Genomic DNA, 19,412 nt, shown 5'->3' with positions numbered 1-19,412 from the left:
AACTGAAGCCCCGCCGCTTCTGGCAAGGTACAAATATCCGCGCCTGTCAGTACGGCGAAAGCCGCGTGGCCGCTGGCCGTGCCTGGCACGCATCGTCGTGAGCGATGCCCCGTTTGGTTCAAGTGGTACTACACCGACGGGCCGACGGCGCACTGTTGTGCCGATGTGAGTGCGCTTCGGGTCCCGCATTTTCGTGAAAGATTCCACTGCAATGGCAACGCGGTCACCCAATTGAAGCCTCCGTGCACGCTCCTGCCTCCGGCTCCACCAGCATCGAACGTCAGGCGGTCACTTCTGCGACCACAGCAGGCAGTTATACCACTCGGGATATGGGGTCGATGACGATGTCACGCTTACTGTCGTCCAGCCCTCATCGACAAGTCCAGCCAGGAATCTCAACGGTTCTCCAAAATCACTGTGACGGACCTCCTCGATCACCTGCCCGTCCGACGTCGCTTGGTAGATGCTCCAAGTCAGTTGTTGGGTGACGAGATCATCACGAAGGTGCCGGCGTTGGACGACCTCATAAGTACCTGTCTGCTTGAAAAACACGCGCAGGAACTGACCCACCGCTAACCTCCCACCCTCATGTAGACACAAGGTAACGCCAGTCCTACACGAGGCGGCGGAGCAAGTCCATGAGGGTTGCGGTGGACGGCGTTCAGTCCCTTGCACCAAGCTCCGCCGCTGGTGGCGCCTCGCCGTTCGAGAGGTGCGGAGAAACCGCCGTGACGGTGACGAAGGAAGTCAACATCCAGTCTTGCCGAGTCGAGTGCACTCCGTCCTTCGCAGAGCATTCGGCCCACGATCGCCGCGGCACCCTTCTCGATCATCCCTTATGGCCGCACCGTGGTGGCGGCAACTTCGCAGCCGGCTCACCCTCCGCGCGAACGATCTTGAAGCGAACTGGGTGCAAGTGCGCGGATCTGCCGAGTTGAGTGCACTCGATCACGTCGGCGTTGGATGCGTGAAGGCTCGCAGTCGGTTGGCGCTGTGGCAGGATGTCGGCCTACCCATTCATATCGCAGCGCCCGGAGTACTCGTTGATGGATTCAAACCATGACGCTACTACTGAGTCGCCACTTCATGCCGAGGTCCATCAAGTACTGAATGGTGAAAACGTTCTCCGTCGTGCTGCTGAACGCATCGTTGCATTGGCCGAGCCATACGTGGATGAAGCCTGCCTCAATGTGGAAATCCCACCTGGCTTCAATGTCGACGTCGCCTGCCGCGCAATCGTCCGGCGTGTACACGACGCCCTCTCGGCAACGACAATGACGGCGAACACTCCGAGCCGAGCCAGTGCGCGCGTACATCTCCGAACGCTTTGCGAAGACCTGATCTTCGTAAAATGGATCCTCGGGTTGAATGAGGATGTGGCCACAGAATACTTGCAACGCAGCGCCCGGGTGGACGTGCTGCGGACGATCGAAGCGCAACTGGAGTTCCTCCCGGACGCTTACCGAAGTCTCGATACAGAAGTTCCGGAACTCGGCTTCCACGACCCAAAGGCCGCCTTGGAGCAGGCACGAGAAGAATATGCAGAGTTTTGCAAGGCTCAAGGATGGGGCAAACGCGGGCCATCAGTTCGCGACATGGCAGAAGCGTCTGAGATTCTCAGTGAATACCGGTTCTTCTACTTCCTTAGCTCTAAGGCGGTGCACTCGAATCTCCATGAGATCGGGCGAATGGCATGGAGCAATAGGCACACCATAAGTATCTCATCGCGCCCGTTTGCAGGAGTGCACGCAGATCTTGCCGTTGTTTACGGGACATGGCTTTTTGGTGAGGTTATAGAAGCTGTTGCGAGTAGGTTTCCGCCCATCGGACAACTAGCTGCCAGTGAGGCATACGCCGTCTGGCTGGCAATTGTCCTCGTTGGGCCGGCGCGCAACGGACGCTTGCCCCTCTTGATTCACCCCGAGGAGCTGAAGTAGCAACGCGCTTACCGTCGCCCAGGAGTGGCACACTGATCTGCCGCCGAAAGCTTGTGACAGCGACGCGGCTGTGTCCCAACTTCCCCGCCTGCCGCGAACCCGGCTTGCGCCAGTCTGTTGAGCCGAGATCCTGAGCTGTTGAGCCGCCTGCGAGCGCGTGAGCCCAGAGAGGGGCTATGGACAGCAGTAACACTGGCGATCAAGGAAGACCAGTGGCAACATTTGTTGGCGTAGGAGGGGAGTATCCCTTCGCGATGGAGTCGTCAGCACGGTAGGGACCCCCGAGTCCCAAGGCGGCGAACGCGCCGCCCCCGGCTCCATCGGTCCGGCTCTGGTCGGGCGGGAGAGACCTCCGACAGGAAGCGCTGCCTCGTTGTCTCCGAGGACCGGCGCTTGGCCGAGCTGGGAGGATCGAGAGACTGAACATCTGAGACCCAACCGGGGGCAGGGATTCTCAGCTTCGCCAGTGTTTCATGCTGGTCGAGCTGAGCCCCGCGCGCATCTCGACCGGGTCACAGAGGTGGAGTCCTCATGGACTGGTCGAACGTCCCACTAGCCATCGCCATGGCGACTTCGGTGCCAGTATCGATCCTCGGCCTTGTAGCTCTCAACGCCCTCCGCGGTACGGAGCCGTATCAGCGGGCTGAAATACTCAAGGCCCTCGCCGTTTTTGCACGTGCTGTTTTGGTTCGCAAACCTGGCCTCCCTCTCTCGCGTGGACAGCGAGTGCCAAGGCGTCGTTCAATCGGACGAGCGGCAGGCGGCCACAAGGCAGCCAGCGACCCGAATGATGGATGATGCTCCAGTCGGCCAGTGCATACCGGATGATTATTCCAAGAGGCCTTCGGACGAGGCGGCCAGCCCGTGGGCGTCCTCATCTGCCGCGCCGAAGGCACTGGCGCTCCTCGTTTACGGTGACGCACCGTGAGGCATGACTGCCTTCTCTGCTCCGTCCTCGTCCGCGATCGCCACCGATGAGCGCCTTCTGCACGCGGCGGTAGCCGCCTACCTGGGCCGCTACAAGGGGCAATCCCGCCTGCACACTACCTACGATCTCAAGATCTTCTGACCTGGTGCGCCGATCAAGGCCTGGGTCCGCTCTACGCCGGTCGGGTCGACATCGAACGCTATGTCCGCTGGCTGCAGGAAACCCGGTACTACCAACCCTCGACAGTCTCCCGGCGGTTGTCCGTGGTGGCCGGCTTCTACCGGACCTGCGTCATCGACCAGATCCTGCCGCACTCGCCAGCCGACTACGTCCGCCAGCCATCTGTTCCCACTGAGTCACCTACCCTCGGACTCGGGCACCTGCAATTCGAGGCCCTGATCACCGCCGCCCGGCTCTCGCCCAACATCAACGACTTCGCGCTCGTCGCGATGCTAGGCCTGCTCGGCCTGCGGATCTTCGAAGCCTGCGGCGCCACCATCGACAACCTCGCCGAGGAGCACGGCCACCGCGTGCTCAAGATCCGCGGCAAGGGCGACAAGACGGTGCTGATCCCTCTACCTCCAGCCGTGGCCCGAGCGATCGACCGAGCCGTCGGCAGTCGCGTCCACGGGCCCATCCTGCGCAACGCACACGGTGTACAGATGGACCGCCACGCCGCCAGCCGACGGTTGAAGGCACTGGCCGACGAGGCGGGCATCCGAATCGCTCGGATGCACCCACACATGCTGCGCCATATCTTCGTCACCACGATGCTCGACGCGGGCGTCAGCCTCCGTGACGTGCAGATCGCCGCTCGCCACGCCGATCCGCGAACCACCATGCCCTACGACCGGGCCCGCAGGAACCTCGACAGGCACCCCAACTACATCCTCGCCGCCTACATGGCGTCCGGGACGTAGCAGCGCTCGCGGAACTGCCGAGATAAGTGCGCCAAATTAGCCAAGGTTCTATGATGGCGAGAATATCGTCGACGAGCACGCTCTTTGGATGATCACATATGACCTATGCTCTGCCTGTCCTTGCAGACCCGCAAAGATACGAGCTACTTTCGCTCGATGTATGGCGACGCAAGTTGGGCGACCCGGACGCACAACGCTTCGGCCGTAACGGCCAAAGCCAGTATGGTGTAGATATATTTGGCCGCGATGCTGTGCATGGCGGTTTGCGCGTAGGGATCCAATGCAAACTTCCAATTCAGTCCACAATAACAATGAAAGCACTCGACGACGAAGTCGCCAAGGCTGCAGGGTTTTCTCCACGCCTGGACGCCTACTGGTTGGCATATGCAGGAGCTCGGGATGGCGCGCTGCAACGAAGGGCTGCCGATATAACGAGTGAGCATGAAAGAAGCGGGGGATTTACCGTTCACGTCTACTCGTGGAATGATTTCCTTGAGGATGTGACGTCATGGCCAAGCCTAATTGAGATCTACTGGCCCGATCACGCCGGGCATCGCACGGTTCGCCTACAACGCGTCTCCAGCGGCGCCCTGCGGGCCGAGATCGACTTGACGGCGGAGGCGGACGCGGCTGTTGCCAATGTGTTCGACGAGATGGAGATCAGGGCATTCTTCGACGAAAGGATGCGTGCCGATGTCCGATCGCTAGCCGCAGAAATTGCCCTTAATGCCTTCGAGCATGGCAAGAGTCGCCGGCTTTGGATTACTTTCCATCACGATAGCATCGATCTGCTGGCAGACGGCCCTCCGTTCAATCCGCTTGCCGCCAACAGCATTAGCGATGGTGTCGGCCTGCAGTTTGTAGCACATTTCCGGGAGCAGTACTCGGATCGAGTCCGACTTGGGTGGAATCGTCCCTCCCTGCGCATTTATGCACTTTCCTCCACCTCCTTTAAATCTACCAGCTGCGTAGCGCTCACAAATTCGGCGGCGATGTCCAGGCTGGCTGCAATCGACCTAGCGGGAAATCTGTCACTGCCGCCGCACTGTGAATTTTATACCGTCATCATTCCTTTAACTATCACGTTGAGTGCCGATCGCGCCTTCGTCGATGAGGTCATGCGACGCGCTGGAGGTAAGCCGGTTATATTTCGTGGAAGCCCTCACGATATCCGCAGTAGCATAGTTGCAAGATGGGGTGATCGTGCGGTTTTCATTCCATTGGACTAATTCGGCTCGAGAGTCTCCTCGCGGGTGCACTCATTTGCCGCCGATATCGCACTCCATAAGGCTCCGATAGACCACTGCTCGTTGTGGGCGCCACCTGGCACACGCGTGCTCGGAGGTCAGTAAGTTGGCTTCAGCCGGAGACCCGTCAGTCCCTCGTCAGGCGATTGGGTCTCAGGCGCAATCCTCAGGCAGGGCGTGCACTCACATGCCGCAGACAAGGCGTGCCCTGCCTCAGCCATCCGTCACGGTGCGTGAACGACGGGGCCGACCGAGACGCCTGAGCGGGTCTCGCTCGGGGTGAGGCCCAAACTCGCGAACATCGGAATAGGTGAGATCTGGGTGGTGCCGAAACTCAGCGACATCTGGCGCCCAAACTCGCGAACATAACCAGGCTGGCCGCGTGCCAAGGGGACTGACGGTGTCGGTTGGTTATGCAAGGCGGCGCGATGACCGTCCTAGGCGTGGTGGTCGGCCGCGAACGCGCGAATCACCGACAGCCCCGCTGACCAGCTGAGGCGGGTGGCGGTGTGGCCGGCTGCCCGTCGGCCCGAGTGCGGTGTCGGCTAGTTATCCAGGCAGACGTGCGGAGTGGAGTTGGCTACGAGCGCTGCGCAGGTTCGTGCTAATCCCCTCGGGAAGTCGGCTGGTTATGCAGCGCGGCACGTGCAGCGGACTGCCCGCTTCGCGGATCGGGTCTAAGGAGGGGCCACTAGCGCCTGAGCTGGTGGAACTAGCTGCCCCAACGCCGAGAGGGGCAGGTAGTCCGCAACAAGAAGGCATCTGGAGCGCGGACAGTTCCGGCGTCTGATTGGACCGACATCCGAACCAGCCCCCTGTGGTGTCGGCTGGTTATGCAAGCCGCAGCCAGGCCGTCTCGGCGTGAGCTCGGTGGCGTAGACCAAGCGGCACCCGGCGTCGGCCAGTTATGCAACGCCATACCAGCGGTCCAGCCGCCGAACTTAGCCGCCTCGAGCGCTTCACTCCGAAGATGTCGCGGCTGTCGGCCAGTTATGCAAGCCAGACACGGGAAGGCGAGATGTGCTCGCCTCCGAGCATCAACCGGGTAGCAGCCCGTCGGCGAAGCCGCCGCACGATGGGCGAACTTCACCCCGACACACGCACCGGTTGTCGGCCAATTATGCCCACGCTGAGCTGCGGAAAGTTCGCCAAGCGGGCGAGGCCGACCGTGTCCCAGGACAGCCCAAGGCAGCTTTGGACAGCTATATGGGAGAAATCCGAGCAGGCAGGGTCGTCAAGGAACCGACCGACACGGCCTGAGCCGGCACCGCACCCGAGGGGTTTCCGCTGCCGCCGCGCCGGCCTTTACTCCTTCCGCGGAGAACCTTCCATGACCACGGCCGTGCAAGCCTCGCCTAGCAGGACTACCGACGTTCCCGATGTCCTGCGCCGTTACCGACTCGCGATCAGTCTGATGTTCGGCATCGCCGGCATGACCATCGGTACCTGGACTGCGCGGATCCCCACCATTCAGCACAACATCAAGATGGCCGACAGCAAGCTGAGCATCTGCCTGCTTCTCCTCGCCGTCGGCGGCCTGCTCGGCATGCGCGCCGCCGGCCGGCTCATCGACCGGCACGGCAGCACCGCGGTCATGGTCCTGCCATCGCTGGCCCTCGGCGGGGCGCTCCTGCTCGCCGGCCACGCCCCGACGTGGACGATGTTGGCCGCCGCCCTGCTCACCTTCGGCATCCTGCACGGCACCCTCAACGTCGCCATGAACGCCGCGGCGGTGTCGTGCCAGACCGCGTACGGACGGCCGATCATGACGTCGTTCCACGCGCTGTTCAGCATCGGCGGCGTCGCCGGGGCCCTGCTGTCCGCCGCCTGCGCCCGCATCGGCCTCAGCGTCGCCGACGCCTTCGCCGCTGTCGCGGTCGTGTCCACCGCTGCGGCCGGATGGGCGATCCACCGCCTCATCCCCGCACCCGTCTCCAGATCCAACAGCCAGGAGCCGGCAGCCACGGTGGTGTCATCCCAGCGCCGGCCGCGAACCCGGATCCTGCTGCTCGGCCTGCTCGCCTTTAGCGCACTGATTAGCGAAGGCGCCGCAGCCGACTGGGCCAGCACCTACCTCACCCGCCTCGGCGCGTCACCCGCTATGGCCGCCACCGCCTACGCGGCCTTCGCCGCAAGCATGACCATCGGCCGGCTCATCGGCGACCGCCTCACTGCCGCTATCGCACCCGCCGCCCTGCTGCGCAGCTGCGGCCTGATCGGCGGAGGCGGCCTCGCGCTCGGCGTGATCGGCGGCACCCCGGTCACCGCGATCGCCGGGTTCGCTTGCCTCGGCGCCGGACTGTCCTGCGTTGTCCCCCTGCTGTACTCCACCGCGGGCGGCCTCGACCCGACCCGCCCCGGCGCGGCCTTGTCGCGCGTCGCAGCGCTGGGCTACCTCGGCTACGTCACCGGGCCGGCCATCATCGGCGGCGCCGCCATGCACGTCGGCCTCGGCAACGCGCTACTTATCCTCCCGGTCCTCGCGACGCTGCTGGTCATCGGCGCCCCCGTCGTGCACCGCAGCCGCGGGCGACACCACCGACCGGTGAGAACCCACAGCAACACCACGCTCGCGCTGGCCTCGAGCGACGACACGAAACGCCTCACTGGCCAGGTCCTCGCGCCTGAGTTCACCAACAACCACCTCGACCGCCCGGTCACCGAGCTCGAAGGAGCACTGCGATGAACACCACCCTGACCCGCACCCCCACCACGGCCGTCGCCCACGCCGCCGCGGCGCTTCCCCGGCACGACACGACAATCAGGTCGACTCGGGTCACCGCCCGAACCCGGCGGCGCATGCCGCTGCTGCTGATCATCGCCGCGGCCACCGCCGCGTCCCTGCCGCTGATGGGCGCCACACCGGCGCAGGCCGCCATCTACCGAGATCCGAGCGCGGACTCGAGAGCGAGGGCGGCCCTGGCCGCATCCGGCTGTCGAGCGGCACCGTACTCGTTCAGCTTTTCGGGGTATGGCTCAGTGATGTTCCCCGAGCACCCGGACAAGGGATGGAGCCGCAGCTTCAGTCCGGTACTCAAGACCACCACGCAGTGCAAGGACATCCAGATCTGGAACACCAACAACTGGCGGATCCGCGCCTGCGTGAGCTTCGGTACCAGTACCTACGTCAAGTGCAACTACACCACCGACTTGATCGCCGGTCAGTGGAAGAACGTCGCCACCAACGTCAAGGACGGCACCAAGTTCCGCCTGGTGATAGGCGTCATGTACGAGGACCACGTCCCTGGCGCCTCGGGTAAGGCCGAGTTCTGAGCTCCCGGCACACCCTAGACCGGCGACAGGGTGTCGCCGCGGTTCGCAGCGACACCCTGTCGTCCTAGGGAGACGGTGCCGATCCGGACGGGCAGGAGCAGCCTGATCGTCCGGCCTCGGCCGCGCTGGCGAGGCTCTCCGCCGCTGACCTCACGGACACCGTCAACCGGATGACGGACGCCAACTCCTGGCTGCTCAGCGACGAGACCTCGGCCTCGCTCATGAAGATCTTTGAGGGCGGCCGGTTCGTCGAGGGCGCGTACCTGCCGGTGCTCTTCGTGGGTGGCTTGACAGCGCAGACAAGGTCGCATCAGTCGTGGGTGGCGCCATCGCCCCTCGCGGCGGCGATCCTCGGTGTCTGGAAGTGGATGAAACGGCGGCGGGAGGCCCAAGCCGAATCTGCGCATCAATAGATACGCTCCGCAATCGATGGCTTGAACAGGCAGGATGCGGCCTGGAAGTTGCGATGAAAAGAAATCAGAAAGATCAGCATTACACGAGGGTGTATGCGTTGGACAAGCCGCGGTTGGGGCTCCTGCCTGTGTTCCTTATTATTGCCGCCCTTTGTTTGCTCTCTTCCTATCCCGCTAGCGCCGACTCGATATCGTCGCCATCTTCATTGCCACCCTTACCAAGCCCATGTTATGACGATCCTTCGGCGTGAAGCCGAAACGACCGCCATACTTCAGCATCGTGTCTGAGGCGTCCCGCATGATCTGAGCAGCAGGGTTCTTCACTAGCCCCCCATCCCGGCCAGGGATGAGAGGGCCGTGTTCGTCGAATGAATGTCGGGCGTCATCGAACATTGCCTACGCCGTGCAGTAGACGACGAGGGCCGCATAATCGACTAGCTCAATCCGGCCGACCTTCTGGAGGTAGGCCGTGATGTGACACCATTCTGCGAATGCCTCCCCCTAAGGTCGGCAGGTGGCTTAGGAGCGCCCGTCGTGGATGAGGTACCCGAAGCGACAGGCCGGTTGCCTGGGTTACCGTGAAGGATCTTGACGTTGGTCGGCTTACGGTCAGCCATGGAGACCACCTCTCTTCCTGCGTAGGCGCTGGGTGAAAGCTTGTGAGATCCTGTGAGCATGTTCAGGGGGAGCAGGGACCCGAACGCCGCTGCTAGCGCCGCAGCGGAGGCGTCTAAGGAAGCCGCGCGCATTCAACGCCAGGGCGCGGTGCAAGCCGCCAGGATCACCCGCAGCGGGGCCGTTGCGGCTTCCAAGGTTCAAGCGGCCGGCGCACTAGGCGTGGCCGTGATCGCTGGCATGGCGATGGTGATCAATACCAGCGTCCAGGGCTGCTACAGCCTCCGACAGGCCGAGGTGGCGGTTCGCGCCAGCGCAAGCTCGGATTTCGCGCCGGGCTGGTTCACCAGCCCTGGGACCCTTTGGAACCCGCTTCAGAGCACAGGCGGAACCATCGTGACATTGTCGGAAGATCAGGATGCGTCAGTTCTAATTGAGCAGTACAGCGCTTGCGTCCAGCTAGACGGTCCGATCCGTCTATTGCCCTCCACCCCTGACAGCCTGGTGGCGGTGAAGGTAGACGGGCCTCCCCGTCGCGTTCTCGCCTGCGTTGCCTAGGCCGCATTTGTTTGCCTATGTTGAATTGCACACGCCTGCATCCCGAATCCCACCAACCCGGGAAGATCCGCAGACGCAAAAGTCCGCCTAAGAGCGTGGGTCTTCAGAATGTCCGGTTTGAACTTTTGACTCCGGCCGAACGGGGCCTGATCCGGCCGTGCCTGCTGCAGCGCCCGGATCGCGAGTAGTGACCAGGCGGAACGAGCCACGTCGGCGTGGTTTTGGGTGTACCCCAACATCACGCAGCTATGAATCGAAGTCCAACCCGGCCGCGATCTCACCGGAATCCATCAGCCCGAAGCTCATGATCCGGTCTGCGCCGGTGTGGTCACCCGCCCTCTCCCGCCCTACGGCCAGCTCCCGCAGCGCGTTGGGGTCGCCGCGGTCCAGAGCCTGCCGGTACAGCGCTTCGGCGCCGGCCGGGTCACCCGCCCTCGCCCGCCGCCCGGCGATTTCCCGCAGCGCGCCGGTGTCGCCGCGATCGGCGGCCTGCTTCGCCAGGGCCTCCGCGCCCGTCGGGTCACCCGCCCTCTCCCGCCGTACGGCCAGCTCCCGCAGCGCGCCGGTGTCGCCGCGAACGGCGGCCTGCTTCGCCAGGGCCTCCGCGCCCGTCGGGTCACCCGCCTCCTCCCGCTGTACGACCAGCGCCCACAGCGCGTTGGTGTCGCCGCGGTCCAGAGCCTGCCGGTACAGCGCTTCGGCGCCGGCCGGGTCACCCGCCCTCTCCCGCCGCCCGGCGAGTTCCCGCAGCGCGCCGGTGTCGCCGTGCTCGGCGGCCTGCGTCGCCAGGGCCTCCGCGCCCGTCGGGTCACCCGCCTCCTCCCGCTGTACGGCCAGCACCCACAGCGCGTTGGTGTTGCCGTGCTCGGCGGCCTGCGTCGCCAGGGCCTCCGCGCCCGTCGGGTCACCCTCCCTCTCCCGCTGTACGGCCAGCACCCACAGCGCGTTGGTGTCGCCGCCCTCGGCGGCTCGCTTGTACAGCGCTTCGGCGCCCGTCGGGTCACCCGCCGCCTTCCGCCGTACGGCCAGCTCCCGCAGAACGCTAGTGTCGCCGTGCTCGGCGGCCTGCGTCGCCAGGGCCTCCGCGCCCGTCGGGTCACTCGCCCTCTCCCGCAGCTGGACCAGCTCCCGCAGCGCATTGGTGTAGCCGTGCTCGGCGGCTTGCCAGTACAGCGCTTCGGCGCCCGCCGGATCACCCGCCGCCTCCCGCAGCTGGGCCAGCTCCCGCAGCGCGCCGGTGTCGCCGTGCTCGGCGGCCAGCGTCGCCAGGGCCTCCGCGCCCGCCGGGTCCCCCTCCCTCTCCCGCTGTACGGCCAGCACCCACAGCGCGCTGGTGTCGCCGCCCTTGGCGGCTTGCCAGTACAGCGCTTCGGCGCCCGTCGGGTCACCCGCCGCCTCCCGCCGTACGGCTAGCTCCCGCAGCGCGCCGGTGTCGCCGTGCTCGGCGGCCTGCGTCGCCAGGGCCTCCGCGCTCGCCGGGTCACCCGCCGCCTCCCGCAGCTGGGCCAGCTCCCGCAGCGCGCTGGTGTCGCCGCCCTCGGCGGCTTGCCAGTACAGCGCTTCGGCGCCCGCCGGATCACCCGCCGCCTCCCGCAGCTGGGCCAGCTCCCGCAGCGCCCTGGTGTCGCCGTGCTCGGCGGCCTGCGTCGCCAGGGCCTCCGCGCTCGCCGGGTCACCCGCCCTCTCCCGCAGCTGGGCCAGCTCCCGCAGCGCCCTGGTGTCGCCGCGCTCGGCGGCCTGCATCGCCAGGGCCTCCGCGCCCGTCGGGTCACCCGCCTCCTCGCGCCATACGGCCAGCACCCACAGCGCCCTGGTGTCGCCGCCCTCGGCGGCCTGCCGGTACAGCCAGATCGCGTGCTGGTAACGGCCGCGTCGTTCGGCCTGTTGTGCGAGGTTTCGCAGCAGGCTGGGGTTGTTGCTGGTGGTGAACGCTTTCCACAGACTGTCGGGCGGGTAGACGCCGGCGCGTTCGATGCGGCCGAGTTGTTCGAGGTAGTCGGCCAGCCGGTAGCAGGGCTGCCCGTCCGAACGGTCTGGCTGGCCGGGACGGGGGCGTATGCGGGTCAGGGGACCGCGGGCGCCTTTGCTGGGCTGGGCGGTGTAGGCGAGCGCGGATTCGAGCCAGTCGTCGCCCAGGTCATCCCATTCGTGATCGTCGAGGTAGCCCGGTACCGCCTGCTCCAGCAGGGCGTGGGGAAGAGGGAAGGGGTGCCCGAGTCGGCGGGCGTCGATGGCGACCTGCAGGATTGCCCGGGCGGCGGGCGGTGCGGTGCGGTAGCGATCCTCCAGAGTGGGGGCCCCGGCCAAGTATTGGGTGATCCGGCCGTCGTCGGCGTGCTCGGCGGCGTACCGCACCCGCGCATCGACACCCGGGCCGCCCAGCTCGGCCAGTTCCGCCGAGGTGAACTTGTCAGCGAGGGTGACCGCGGTGCCGGTCATCAAGTCCCGGGCTTGGCCGTATACGTCCGGGCTGTCCGCGGAAGGTCGGAGGGTGAGGGTGGTCCAGTAGGCCGGCCACAGGGTCGCTAGCACCAGCACCGGCCCTCGGGCCGGATCGGCCAGCAGCATGCGTAGGCCGGCGGCGACCCGTTCACCCACGGCCGGGTCGGCGGGCATCAAGTAGTGCTGGGCTTCGTTCAACCACACGATCGTGTCTGGGCCGGCCTTCGCCAGGTCGGCCAGGGCCGCTTGGGGACGGGTTGGATCGTAGGGGTGCCACAGCCGCCACCGGCCCGGTTGCCGGCTGTCGAGGTATCGGGCGAGTTCCCAGCCGGCGCGAGTCTTGCCGGTCGACGATTCCCCGACCAGCGTGACCAGCCGTGACCGTCCGCCGGTGAGTATCTCGTCGACGAGTTGCCGCAGCTGGGCGTCATGCGCGCGCGGCACATAACCGGGTAGCCCGTCGGGCGCGCCGATGCCCGGTAGCTGGATCGCCGGATGCACCTCCAACCCACCAGGCCCCGTGGGGTCACAGTCGCTTACCACGCGCCCTAACCGACGCCGCGGCGGCGAATTCCCGGCACCGCGCCCGGCGTCATCGCGATGGGCCTGTCGTTCCTGCACAGCGTCCCGGTGAAGATTGAGCCACCACGACAGCGGACGTTTTTGGTAGCCGCTCGTGCCGGAGGCGCGGGCCTGTAGGTATGCGACCAGGAAGCGCACGACGGCACGGTCACCGGGTACCCCTTGCCGCCGAACCAGTCGCTCAACCGCTGAGCGGTGATCTTTACCGGCGGCTGCTGTTTGCCCGCCTCCCTAACCAGCGTGGCGTACGAGATGTCGCGGGTCGCCTCGCGTAGCTCAGCGAGCGCGGTGAAGAACGCGCTAGCTGCTGGTGATCGACTCTCGGTCATCGCATCAGGCTGTCCCTGACCAGGTGGGGTCCGGACCCGGACCGCACCGGACACTTCGTCACCACCGATGAGCTGGCCACGATCAGAAGGTAGCCGTTGCCCGCTCGGCGGACACCCCCCGGACACCCGACAACCGAAGGACGACTACCCGACCCCGGTCCGGCCAAGGAGTCCTCGATGTCCACCGTGCTCACTCTCATCCACGACGGCGCTTGCGTGGCTGGCGCCGGCATGACCCTCTACTCCGCCACCATCACCGTCGCCGCGCTTACCGCGTTACTCGCCCCTACCGTGCAACGCCGCAGAGACGCCCGCGCCGTCCTAACCATTCTGCTGCGACGCCAACACACTCACGAAGATCGCCCCATCTGAACCGTGCAGTAGACCGCGGTCATCCAGGCACTCGACGTCGGAAGCCGGCAAGCGGCCAGTTCCCACTCGTTCCGGATCTTGGGGGACTGCGGCTAGGCGACGGTGCTCAGAACGGCGCGAGGGAGGGCGGGCCAGGAGGAGGGGAAGCCCTTGGGCCGCCGCTCAGCTACTTGCGCGGCCAGACGTAGATCGCGGCGACTCCCAACGCCAGGGCGGTAATCATTCCGATCATCTTGATGGCGTAACGGACCGTCTCCGTGGGCGTGCCCCACTCGCCCGCGACCGCCAGCAGCGTGGCGATCGCGGTGGCGAAGCTGCCGGCGGCGAGCAGCGCTGCCTTAACTACGCTGGAGCGGTTGTCATGATCGGTCTGAGAAGTCCATGCTGACCGACCTCCGCGACGCTCTCATGCAGGCGCGCGCCAGCGGATGACTCAGGCCACCCCGGCCCGCTCGACCGGCGCCGGCTGCAACGTCGACATGGCGTCACCTAGTAGCTGCTCGACGCGGGCGATCACCGTACGGTCGGCCACCAGCTCGTCGCCGCGGCGTACCCGGTACAGCTGGCCCAAACCGCGGTAGCGCACCACCTCGACACGCCAGACACCGTCTGCCGTCTCGAACGCGCCCTCCACCCGCTCCACCTCGCCGACGCTACATACGCGCAGGTCACAAGATCGAGAACTACACCGCAGTAGTTCGATCGGGTGCCCCGGCGCCAGGCAGGAAGGCAGCGGCGTGATCCACTTGCGCGGCCTGCCGCTGTCCGGGAAGTAGATGTCCTCGACCCGCTGGGCGGCGAGCCGCCAGTGTCTTCGCACCGGTCGGCTGCGGCACAGCGCCGGCCGTCTCGGAACGCTGCAGGCCCGGGTCCAAGTTGACCTGGCCACCCAAGAGGTGGAGGGATCCGGCGCGCCGCACGCCAGCAACGTGAGCCAGCAAGGCGCAAGTTGGTCCCACCCGCACAGCCGCACTAGACCGATCAAGGCCCCGCCTTCCCTCCGGCGACAGCTGCCCTCGCCGCCGGTGGTGCGCGGCGCCGGCGAGCCATGATCCACGGTTTTGTCGGACCCGCGCCGTAGGTTGTCGACATGACGGGGACCGCCTTCACCCACGCTGAGTTCACTGCCGCTGTCGGCAAGGTGCAGGCCGCCGCGAGGTCGTATTACGACACCGGCGAGGTGCTGATGACCGACGCCGACTACGACGCGTTGCTCGACCGCATCGCCGCGGCGAAGGCGGCCTACCCCGAGTGGGACGACCACGGCGTCACCACGCGAGTCGCGGCGGGGGTGTCCGGTGGCGGGGATGTGTTGCATCCGGTGCCGATGATGTCGCTGAGCAAAGTCACCGGCGAAGACGAGGTGCGCGGATTCATCGCGGGTCTCGGTGGCGATGCCTGCCTCGTCGAGGTCAAACTCGACGGGCTCGCGATCCGCGTCGAGTACGACGCGGGCCGGCTCGTCCTGGCTGCGCTGCGCGGCGACGGCAGCACGGGGGAGAACGTCACCGCCCAGGTGCTGCGCGGCGTCACCGGCCTACCGGCCCGGCTGGGCACTGCGTGGACCGGCGAGGTCCGCGGCGAGATCTACATGAGCGTCGACGACTTTGAAACCGCCGGCGCCAACCGGGTCGCCGCCGGCGGCAAGGCGTTCATCAACTCCCGTGGCGCGGTCGCCGGGTCGATCCGCAGCGTCGACCGCACATACGAGACACCGATGACCTTCGCCGCGTACGACCTGTCGGGCGAGTTCACCTCCCACCGCGAGCGGATGGCATACGCGGCCGAGCTCGGCTTCCTGGTCGCGGGGCGGCTGGCCACCGGCGAGGTCCAGTTCGCCGCCGACGCGGACGCCGCGCTCGCCGCCATCGCGCGCATCGGTGATCTGCGCCGCGACCTGGATTTCCCGATCGACGGCGCGGTCCTGACCGCCGACCTCGAGGCAACGCGCCGGCGGCTCGGTGCGGGTAGCCGCACACCGTACTGGGCGGCCGCGTTCAAATACCCGGCCGACACGGGCTCGACGGTGCTGCGCGACATCGAGGTGCGCGTCGGGCGTACCGGGCGCATCGCGCTGCGGGCCGTGCTCGACCCGGTCTTCGTCGACGGCACCACGATCACCTACGCGACCCTGCACAACCCGAAATTCGTCGAGGACCAAGGGTTCGCGATCGGTCAGACCGTCGCTGTGTGGCGCGCCGGTGACGTCATCCCGCGCGTCACCTCGCCCATCGGGGAGCAGCCGCACGGGCTCACCCCGTGGACGCCACCCGAAACGTGCCCGCAGTGCGGCGAGCCGTGGGACAAGTCCAGCCTGCTGTGGCGTTGCCACACCGCGTCATGTGCTGCCGCCAACGCGCTGGAGTACTGGTGCAGCCGCGAGGCCATGGACGTCGAAGGCGCCGGTGAGGCGCTGTGCGTCGCCCTGGTCAACTCCGGTCTCGCGACCGATGTCGCCGACCTGTACACGCTCACCGAGGCGCAGCTGGCCGAGCTGCCCGTGGGCACCACCAAGGCCGGCGGGGTCGTCCTGCTCGGCAAGCTCAACGCGGCCAAAGTCGTCGCGTCGCTTGAGCGCAGCAAGTCGCAGCCCTTCAACCGCGTGATCACCGGCCTGGGTGTCCGGATGACCGGCCGCAGCGTCGGACGATGGCTCGCCGCCCGCTTCAAGACCATGGACGCGCTGCGCGCAGCCACCGTCGAACAGATCGCCGAGATCGACAAGATGGGCCTGATCAAGGCCCAGCACGTCGTCGACGGCCTCGCCGCCATGACCGGTGTCATCGACCGGCTCGCCGCGGCCGGGGTCACCATGAGCGTCCCCGACACCGAGGGCGACAAGCCCTTGGACGGCAAGACGTACGTGGTCAGCGGCAGCGTCCCCGGCTTCACGCGCACCACCGTCAGCGAACGCATCGAGCAGCTCGGCGGCCGGGCCAGTGGCAGCGTTTCGGCGAACACCACAGCCTTGGTCACCGCCGAGACGACCACGGCCAAGGCGAAGAAGGCCGCGCAACTCGGCATCCCGATCATCGACCCTGCCGAGTTCGCCGACATGCTCGCCGGCTGACGAACCTGGGCTCCTTCGCGGCCCGGGATGCGCGGCGATGGCAGTCACCGACTCGCCGCCGGGCCCGGGCGAAGTCGAGCCGGCCGGGGGAGAGGGCCGAGGGCCGGCCGCCACGGCGCGTAGCCCGTCAAGGGTGCGCTCGCGGATCAGCTCGCGTTCCATCTCGGCGGCCAGGGCGGCAACGGCGAACAGTAGCCGCGCAGCCCAGGACGGCGCCGCCGGGGCGGTGCAACGCCGGCATCCCTTGGCGCCGGGCGTTCTCGGCGGTCGCGTGCTGCGATGGGCCCCTATGCCGGGCCTGGTTGACGGTACGCGCCCGCGCGGCCCTGCCGACCCGCGCGGCGACGCGGGCCCGCAGAAGGCGACCATCCAGATCGGCGCGATGACCATCAGCAGCATGGACTACCAGCTGTGCGGCGCCTGCCGGCTGGGCTACATCCGCAAATCGAGATCGACCCGCGGTACCAGGGCTACGACATCGGCACCCGCACCGTGCTGCGTCTGTGGCGCCGGCACCGCGGCTTCGGCTGGTCCACCAGCGTCCACTAAGACACCGCCGGCACGTTCTGGACCAACCTCGCCGAGCGCACCGGCTCGGCGTTCACCGCCAACACCCGCGGCGGCTGCCCGCACATGCAGACCACCCGCCGCTGACCCCCGACTTCACGGCCGAGCTACGGCCTTCGACCATCCCCCGAGGAGATCCGCGTGGCGATCCTCCACAGCAGCCACACCCTGACACTGCGCCCGGACTACTGCACGCTGCTGCTGCGCGACATCGACTGCGACGCCGGCGTCGGCGCGAGCACGGCGATGGACGAGGCCCGCCGCAACGTCGCCGCGAGCAGCGGGTACGGCGTCTACATCAGCGCCCGGCAGAACCTGATCGCGGTCCGCGTCGACGGGCAGGTCTGGGACAGCGTCCCCGCCCCGGTGGTCGGCGAAGAATGGGCGGGGCCGGTGAGCGTGGAGTTGGACTGCCCCACCAGGCTGCTGCAGGTCGGCGACATGATGGGCAACGCCATCGACGGCATCAACCCGCCGCCCGGGCCCGGCCGCTACACCGTCTACGTCTATCACCGGGGCCGAGAGCGGGCCGTGCAGGCGGAGGACGAGATCCATCAGGTGATGGGAGCGACGGGCGACGACGAGCAGATCGATGCCTTGCAGGCCCGCTACGAGGGCATCGAGCGGTACCTGTTGCGGCTGTGGGGCGCAGCGACCTGCCACCCGACGACGAAGACGAGGACGACGACTGACTGGCCCTGTCAGGCGGCTCGGTGTTCCCGGGCGGGTCAGGCAGTGGGCGGCCGGTGCTCGGCGATCCACGCTTCGACGTCCTCGGCCAGCCACACCTTGCCCTGCTGCAGGTCCGCGGCCGGCGCGGGGAAGTAGCGGCGGCTGGTGATCTGATACACCCGCTGGCGGCTCACCCCGCCCAGCCGGACCCGGATCTCGTGGGCACCCATCAGCTGCAACCGTCGCCCTGCTCTACCTGCGACTATAGTCACCCGACCACCTGCGCTCTGCGCTCGGTGCCGGCGGGTCAGGGTGGCGGTGGCTGGCCGCCCGGCAGCCAGCGGCGGCGCCGCGGCGGGCGCATCTGCTCGGTGAACTCTTGTTGAGCTCGGCGCAGGAACGCCAGCATCATCGGGAGTGCCTCGCCGAGCGTGTACGCGCCGCAGGGGTCGGCCGAGCCGTCAGCCGGGCTCCCGGTGACGTGCTCGGCCCACCGCAGGCGGGCGGCCCTGCCTCAGCCCGCCGGCGGCATCAACGTGTATGCCTGGCCTGCTCCTGCTGCTCGCGGAGACGACCGACATCGCGGCTGCTCATCGCGAAGTCGGCGTTGGGCCCACGGTCGTGCCGCATCGGGTACCCTGCCATCAGCGCCGCCGTGATCAGCTCTCCGTTCGAGATGTACTGCCCGAGCACGTCCTCGGCGACGTGCTTGAGCCCGTAGCTGCCGGTGTTGGGGGTCTTGATCGGCGCGATGTTGACCACCAGCCAGTCGTGCACCCGCCGGACGGTCTCCTCCCGGGAGATCAGGTCCTGCCGGTGCCGTTCGATCTGCTGCCGCCGCTCGTCCCGGGACAGTCGGCCGTAGTCGTATCCGAAGCCGTCGCCGTTGAGCGTTGGATGCTCCTCGATGACCTCGGCGAAGGCGACCACCGGCTCCCGCAACGGCAGCGGCTCGAACGCCGGCGTGCGGGCTGCGGGCCTCCCGGAGCGCGGTAGCGGGGGAAGCCCGCGGCGGCGACGGCAGGTTGCGTGGCTGCATCGGCTGGCGTCGGGGACCTCGCGGACCTCGAGCCGGTCGAGCGCACCGGCGCGGTCGAGGTTCGCCGCGATGCCGGGAAGGTATTCGCGTCGGGTCACGGAGTACCGGGGCCAGACCGCGACCCACAGCCCGCGGAGTTCCGGCGGCCGGATCTGCAAGGCGCCGGCGGCCGCGCGGGCCAGGTCGTCGAGCTCCCACCACTGCGGCCCCTGGCTGATCCGTAGCGCGATCAGCGGCCCATGCTCGTCCTGCAGGTTTTCCCACCAGGCGCATTGCTTGGCCTGGTGCCAGTCGGCTCGCGGCGGCTGCACGATCACCTTCTCCGCCGCGGCGGGCGCGGGGGCGGTGATCTGCCGGTGGGCTTCGACATAGCTGGCGCCGGTCACAGTTTGCTGCAGCCGGACTTTGGCCTTGGTGCGACGGTTCCTGGTCACCGGTTCTCCTGTAC

16 protein-coding genes are annotated in these 19,412 nt (G+C 67.1%); 9 read left to right on the top strand and 7 right to left on the bottom strand.

What is annotated here, in order from left to right; translation table 11 throughout:
• Window positions 1–288 precede the first annotated feature (288 nt).
• Window positions 289–570, bottom strand: a complete 282-nt coding sequence (locus tag IT780_RS15150; protein ID WP_199512174.1) for a hypothetical protein — start codon at window positions 568–570, stop codon at window positions 289–291.
• A 431-nt stretch (window positions 571–1,001) separates the two neighbouring features.
• On the opposite strand from IT780_RS15150, the gene IT780_RS15145 reads away from it, so the two are divergent.
• From IT780_RS15145 to IT780_RS15115, 7 genes are all read left to right on the top strand, one after another.
• Window positions 1,002–1,937 carry a DUF5677 domain-containing protein gene (locus IT780_RS15145; RefSeq protein WP_233412860.1) on the top strand — a complete coding sequence of 312 codons (936 nt, stop codon included), beginning with the start codon at window positions 1,002–1,004 and terminating at the stop codon, window positions 1,935–1,937.
• A 931-nt stretch (window positions 1,938–2,868) separates the two neighbouring features.
• The gene (locus tag IT780_RS15140; protein ID WP_199512172.1) at window positions 2,869–3,006 is read left to right on the top strand and encodes a hypothetical protein; all 138 of its coding nucleotides are present in this window, start codon (window positions 2,869–2,871) and stop codon (window positions 3,004–3,006) included.
• A 125-nt stretch (window positions 3,007–3,131) separates the two neighbouring features.
• The gene (locus IT780_RS15135; RefSeq protein ID WP_199512171.1) at window positions 3,132–3,785 is read left to right on the top strand and encodes a tyrosine-type recombinase/integrase; all 654 of its coding nucleotides are present in this window, start codon (window positions 3,132–3,134) and stop codon (window positions 3,783–3,785) included.
• A 98-nt stretch (window positions 3,786–3,883) separates the two neighbouring features.
• Entirely contained in the window at window positions 3,884–5,014 is a 1,131-nt protein-coding gene (locus tag IT780_RS15130; protein ID WP_199512170.1) for a hypothetical protein, read from the top strand.
• A gap of 925 nt (window positions 5,015–5,939) precedes the next feature.
• Window positions 5,940–7,718: an MFS transporter gene (locus IT780_RS15125; RefSeq protein WP_307831199.1), complete on the top strand. Its 1,779-nt coding sequence runs from the start codon at window positions 5,940–5,942 to the stop codon at window positions 7,716–7,718.
• Window positions 7,715–8,305: a hypothetical protein gene (locus IT780_RS15120; RefSeq protein WP_199512168.1), complete on the top strand. Its 591-nt coding sequence runs from the start codon at window positions 7,715–7,717 to the stop codon at window positions 8,303–8,305. The genes IT780_RS15125 and IT780_RS15120 overlap by 4 nt, the downstream gene beginning before the upstream one ends.
• A gap of 170 nt (window positions 8,306–8,475) precedes the next feature.
• Window positions 8,476–8,718 carry a hypothetical protein gene (locus IT780_RS15115; RefSeq protein ID WP_199512167.1) on the top strand — a complete coding sequence of 81 codons (243 nt, stop codon included), beginning with the start codon at window positions 8,476–8,478 and terminating at the stop codon, window positions 8,716–8,718.
• A gap of 174 nt (window positions 8,719–8,892) precedes the next feature.
• Here the strand turns inward: IT780_RS15115 and IT780_RS43455 are convergent, their stop codons facing one another.
• The 3 genes from IT780_RS43455 to IT780_RS15100 all read right to left on the bottom strand — a co-directional run bounded on the left by IT780_RS43455 (window position 8,893) and on the right by IT780_RS15100 (window position 13,244).
• Window positions 8,893–9,111, bottom strand: coding sequence for a P27 family phage terminase small subunit (locus IT780_RS43455; RefSeq protein WP_199512166.1), 219 nt, complete (start codon window positions 9,109–9,111; stop codon window positions 8,893–8,895).
• A gap of 1,026 nt (window positions 9,112–10,137) precedes the next feature.
• Window positions 10,138–12,834 carry a tetratricopeptide repeat protein gene (locus IT780_RS15105; RefSeq protein ID WP_199512165.1) on the bottom strand — a complete coding sequence of 899 codons (2,697 nt, stop codon included), beginning with the start codon at window positions 12,832–12,834 and terminating at the stop codon, window positions 10,138–10,140.
• Between the two features lie 47 nt (window positions 12,835–12,881).
• A complete protein-coding gene (locus IT780_RS15100) occupies window positions 12,882–13,244 on the bottom strand; it encodes a hypothetical protein (RefSeq protein WP_199512164.1) in 363 nt (120 codons plus the stop codon).
• 177 nt (window positions 13,245–13,421) lie between these two features.
• On the opposite strand from IT780_RS15100, the gene IT780_RS15095 reads away from it, so the two are divergent.
• The gene (locus tag IT780_RS15095) at window positions 13,422–13,616 is read left to right on the top strand and encodes a hypothetical protein (protein ID WP_199512163.1); all 195 of its coding nucleotides are present in this window, start codon (window positions 13,422–13,424) and stop codon (window positions 13,614–13,616) included.
• Window positions 13,617–14,049: 433 nt separating this feature from the next.
• On the opposite strand, the gene IT780_RS15090 is transcribed toward IT780_RS15095, so the two are convergent.
• A complete protein-coding gene (locus IT780_RS15090; protein WP_199512162.1) occupies window positions 14,050–14,436 on the bottom strand; it encodes a hypothetical protein in 387 nt (128 codons plus the stop codon).
• Between the two features lie 270 nt (window positions 14,437–14,706).
• On the opposite strand from IT780_RS15090, the gene ligA reads away from it, so the two are divergent.
• A complete protein-coding gene (ligA, locus tag IT780_RS15085; protein ID WP_199512161.1) occupies window positions 14,707–16,686 on the top strand; it encodes an NAD-dependent DNA ligase LigA in 1,980 nt (659 codons plus the stop codon).
• 1,295 nt (window positions 16,687–17,981) lie between these two features.
• On the opposite strand, the gene IT780_RS41850 is transcribed toward ligA, so the two are convergent.
• Both IT780_RS41850 and IT780_RS15075 read right to left on the bottom strand, forming a co-directional pair.
• Window positions 17,982–18,155: a DNA-binding protein gene (locus IT780_RS41850; RefSeq protein ID WP_233412858.1), complete on the bottom strand. Its 174-nt coding sequence runs from the start codon at window positions 18,153–18,155 to the stop codon at window positions 17,982–17,984.
• Window positions 18,156–18,456: 301 nt separating this feature from the next.
• The gene (locus IT780_RS15075) at window positions 18,457–19,398 is read right to left on the bottom strand and encodes a hypothetical protein (protein WP_199512159.1); all 942 of its coding nucleotides are present in this window, start codon (window positions 19,396–19,398) and stop codon (window positions 18,457–18,459) included.
• Window positions 19,399–19,412 lie beyond the last annotated feature (14 nt).

The sequence above is a fragment of the Nucisporomicrobium flavum genome (assembly GCF_016464385.1).
Lineage (GTDB): Bacteria > Actinomycetota > Actinomycetes > Mycobacteriales > Micromonosporaceae > Actinoplanes > Actinoplanes flavus_A.
The sequence above is the reverse complement of the archived record's forward strand: the minus strand, read 5'-3'. Positions and strand labels throughout refer to the sequence as shown.

What these genes read in the sequence shown, in the direction of transcription:
- IT780_RS15115 (WP_199512167.1), top strand. Translation starts at nt 8,476, where the DNA reads ATGACGGACGCCAACTCCTGGCTGCTCAGCGACGAGACCTCGGCCTCG.
- IT780_RS15140 (WP_199512172.1), top strand. Translation starts at nt 2,869, where the DNA reads ATGACTGCCTTCTCTGCTCCGTCCTCGTCCGCGATCGCCACCGATGAG.
- IT780_RS15130 (WP_199512170.1), top strand. Translation starts at nt 3,884, where the DNA reads ATGACCTATGCTCTGCCTGTCCTTGCAGACCCGCAAAGATACGAGCTA.
- IT780_RS15095 (WP_199512163.1), top strand. Translation starts at nt 13,422, where the DNA reads ATGTCCACCGTGCTCACTCTCATCCACGACGGCGCTTGCGTGGCTGGC.
- IT780_RS15100 (WP_199512164.1), bottom strand. Translation starts at nt 13,244, where the DNA reads ATGACCGAGAGTCGATCACCAGCAGCTAGCGCGTTCTTCACCGCGCTC.
- IT780_RS41850 (WP_233412858.1), bottom strand. Translation starts at nt 18,155, where the DNA reads ATGGGTGCCCACGAGATCCGGGTCCGGCTGGGCGGGGTGAGCCGCCAG.
- ligA (WP_199512161.1), top strand. Translation starts at nt 14,707, where the DNA reads ATGACGGGGACCGCCTTCACCCACGCTGAGTTCACTGCCGCTGTCGGC.
- IT780_RS15120 (WP_199512168.1), top strand. Translation starts at nt 7,715, where the DNA reads ATGAACACCACCCTGACCCGCACCCCCACCACGGCCGTCGCCCACGCC.
- IT780_RS43455 (WP_199512166.1), bottom strand. Translation starts at nt 9,111, where the DNA reads ATGTTCGATGACGCCCGACATTCATTCGACGAACACGGCCCTCTCATC.
- IT780_RS15125 (WP_307831199.1), top strand. Translation starts at nt 5,940, where the DNA reads ATGCAACGCCATACCAGCGGTCCAGCCGCCGAACTTAGCCGCCTCGAG.
- IT780_RS15145 (WP_233412860.1), top strand. Translation starts at nt 1,002, where the DNA reads ATGTCGGCCTACCCATTCATATCGCAGCGCCCGGAGTACTCGTTGATG.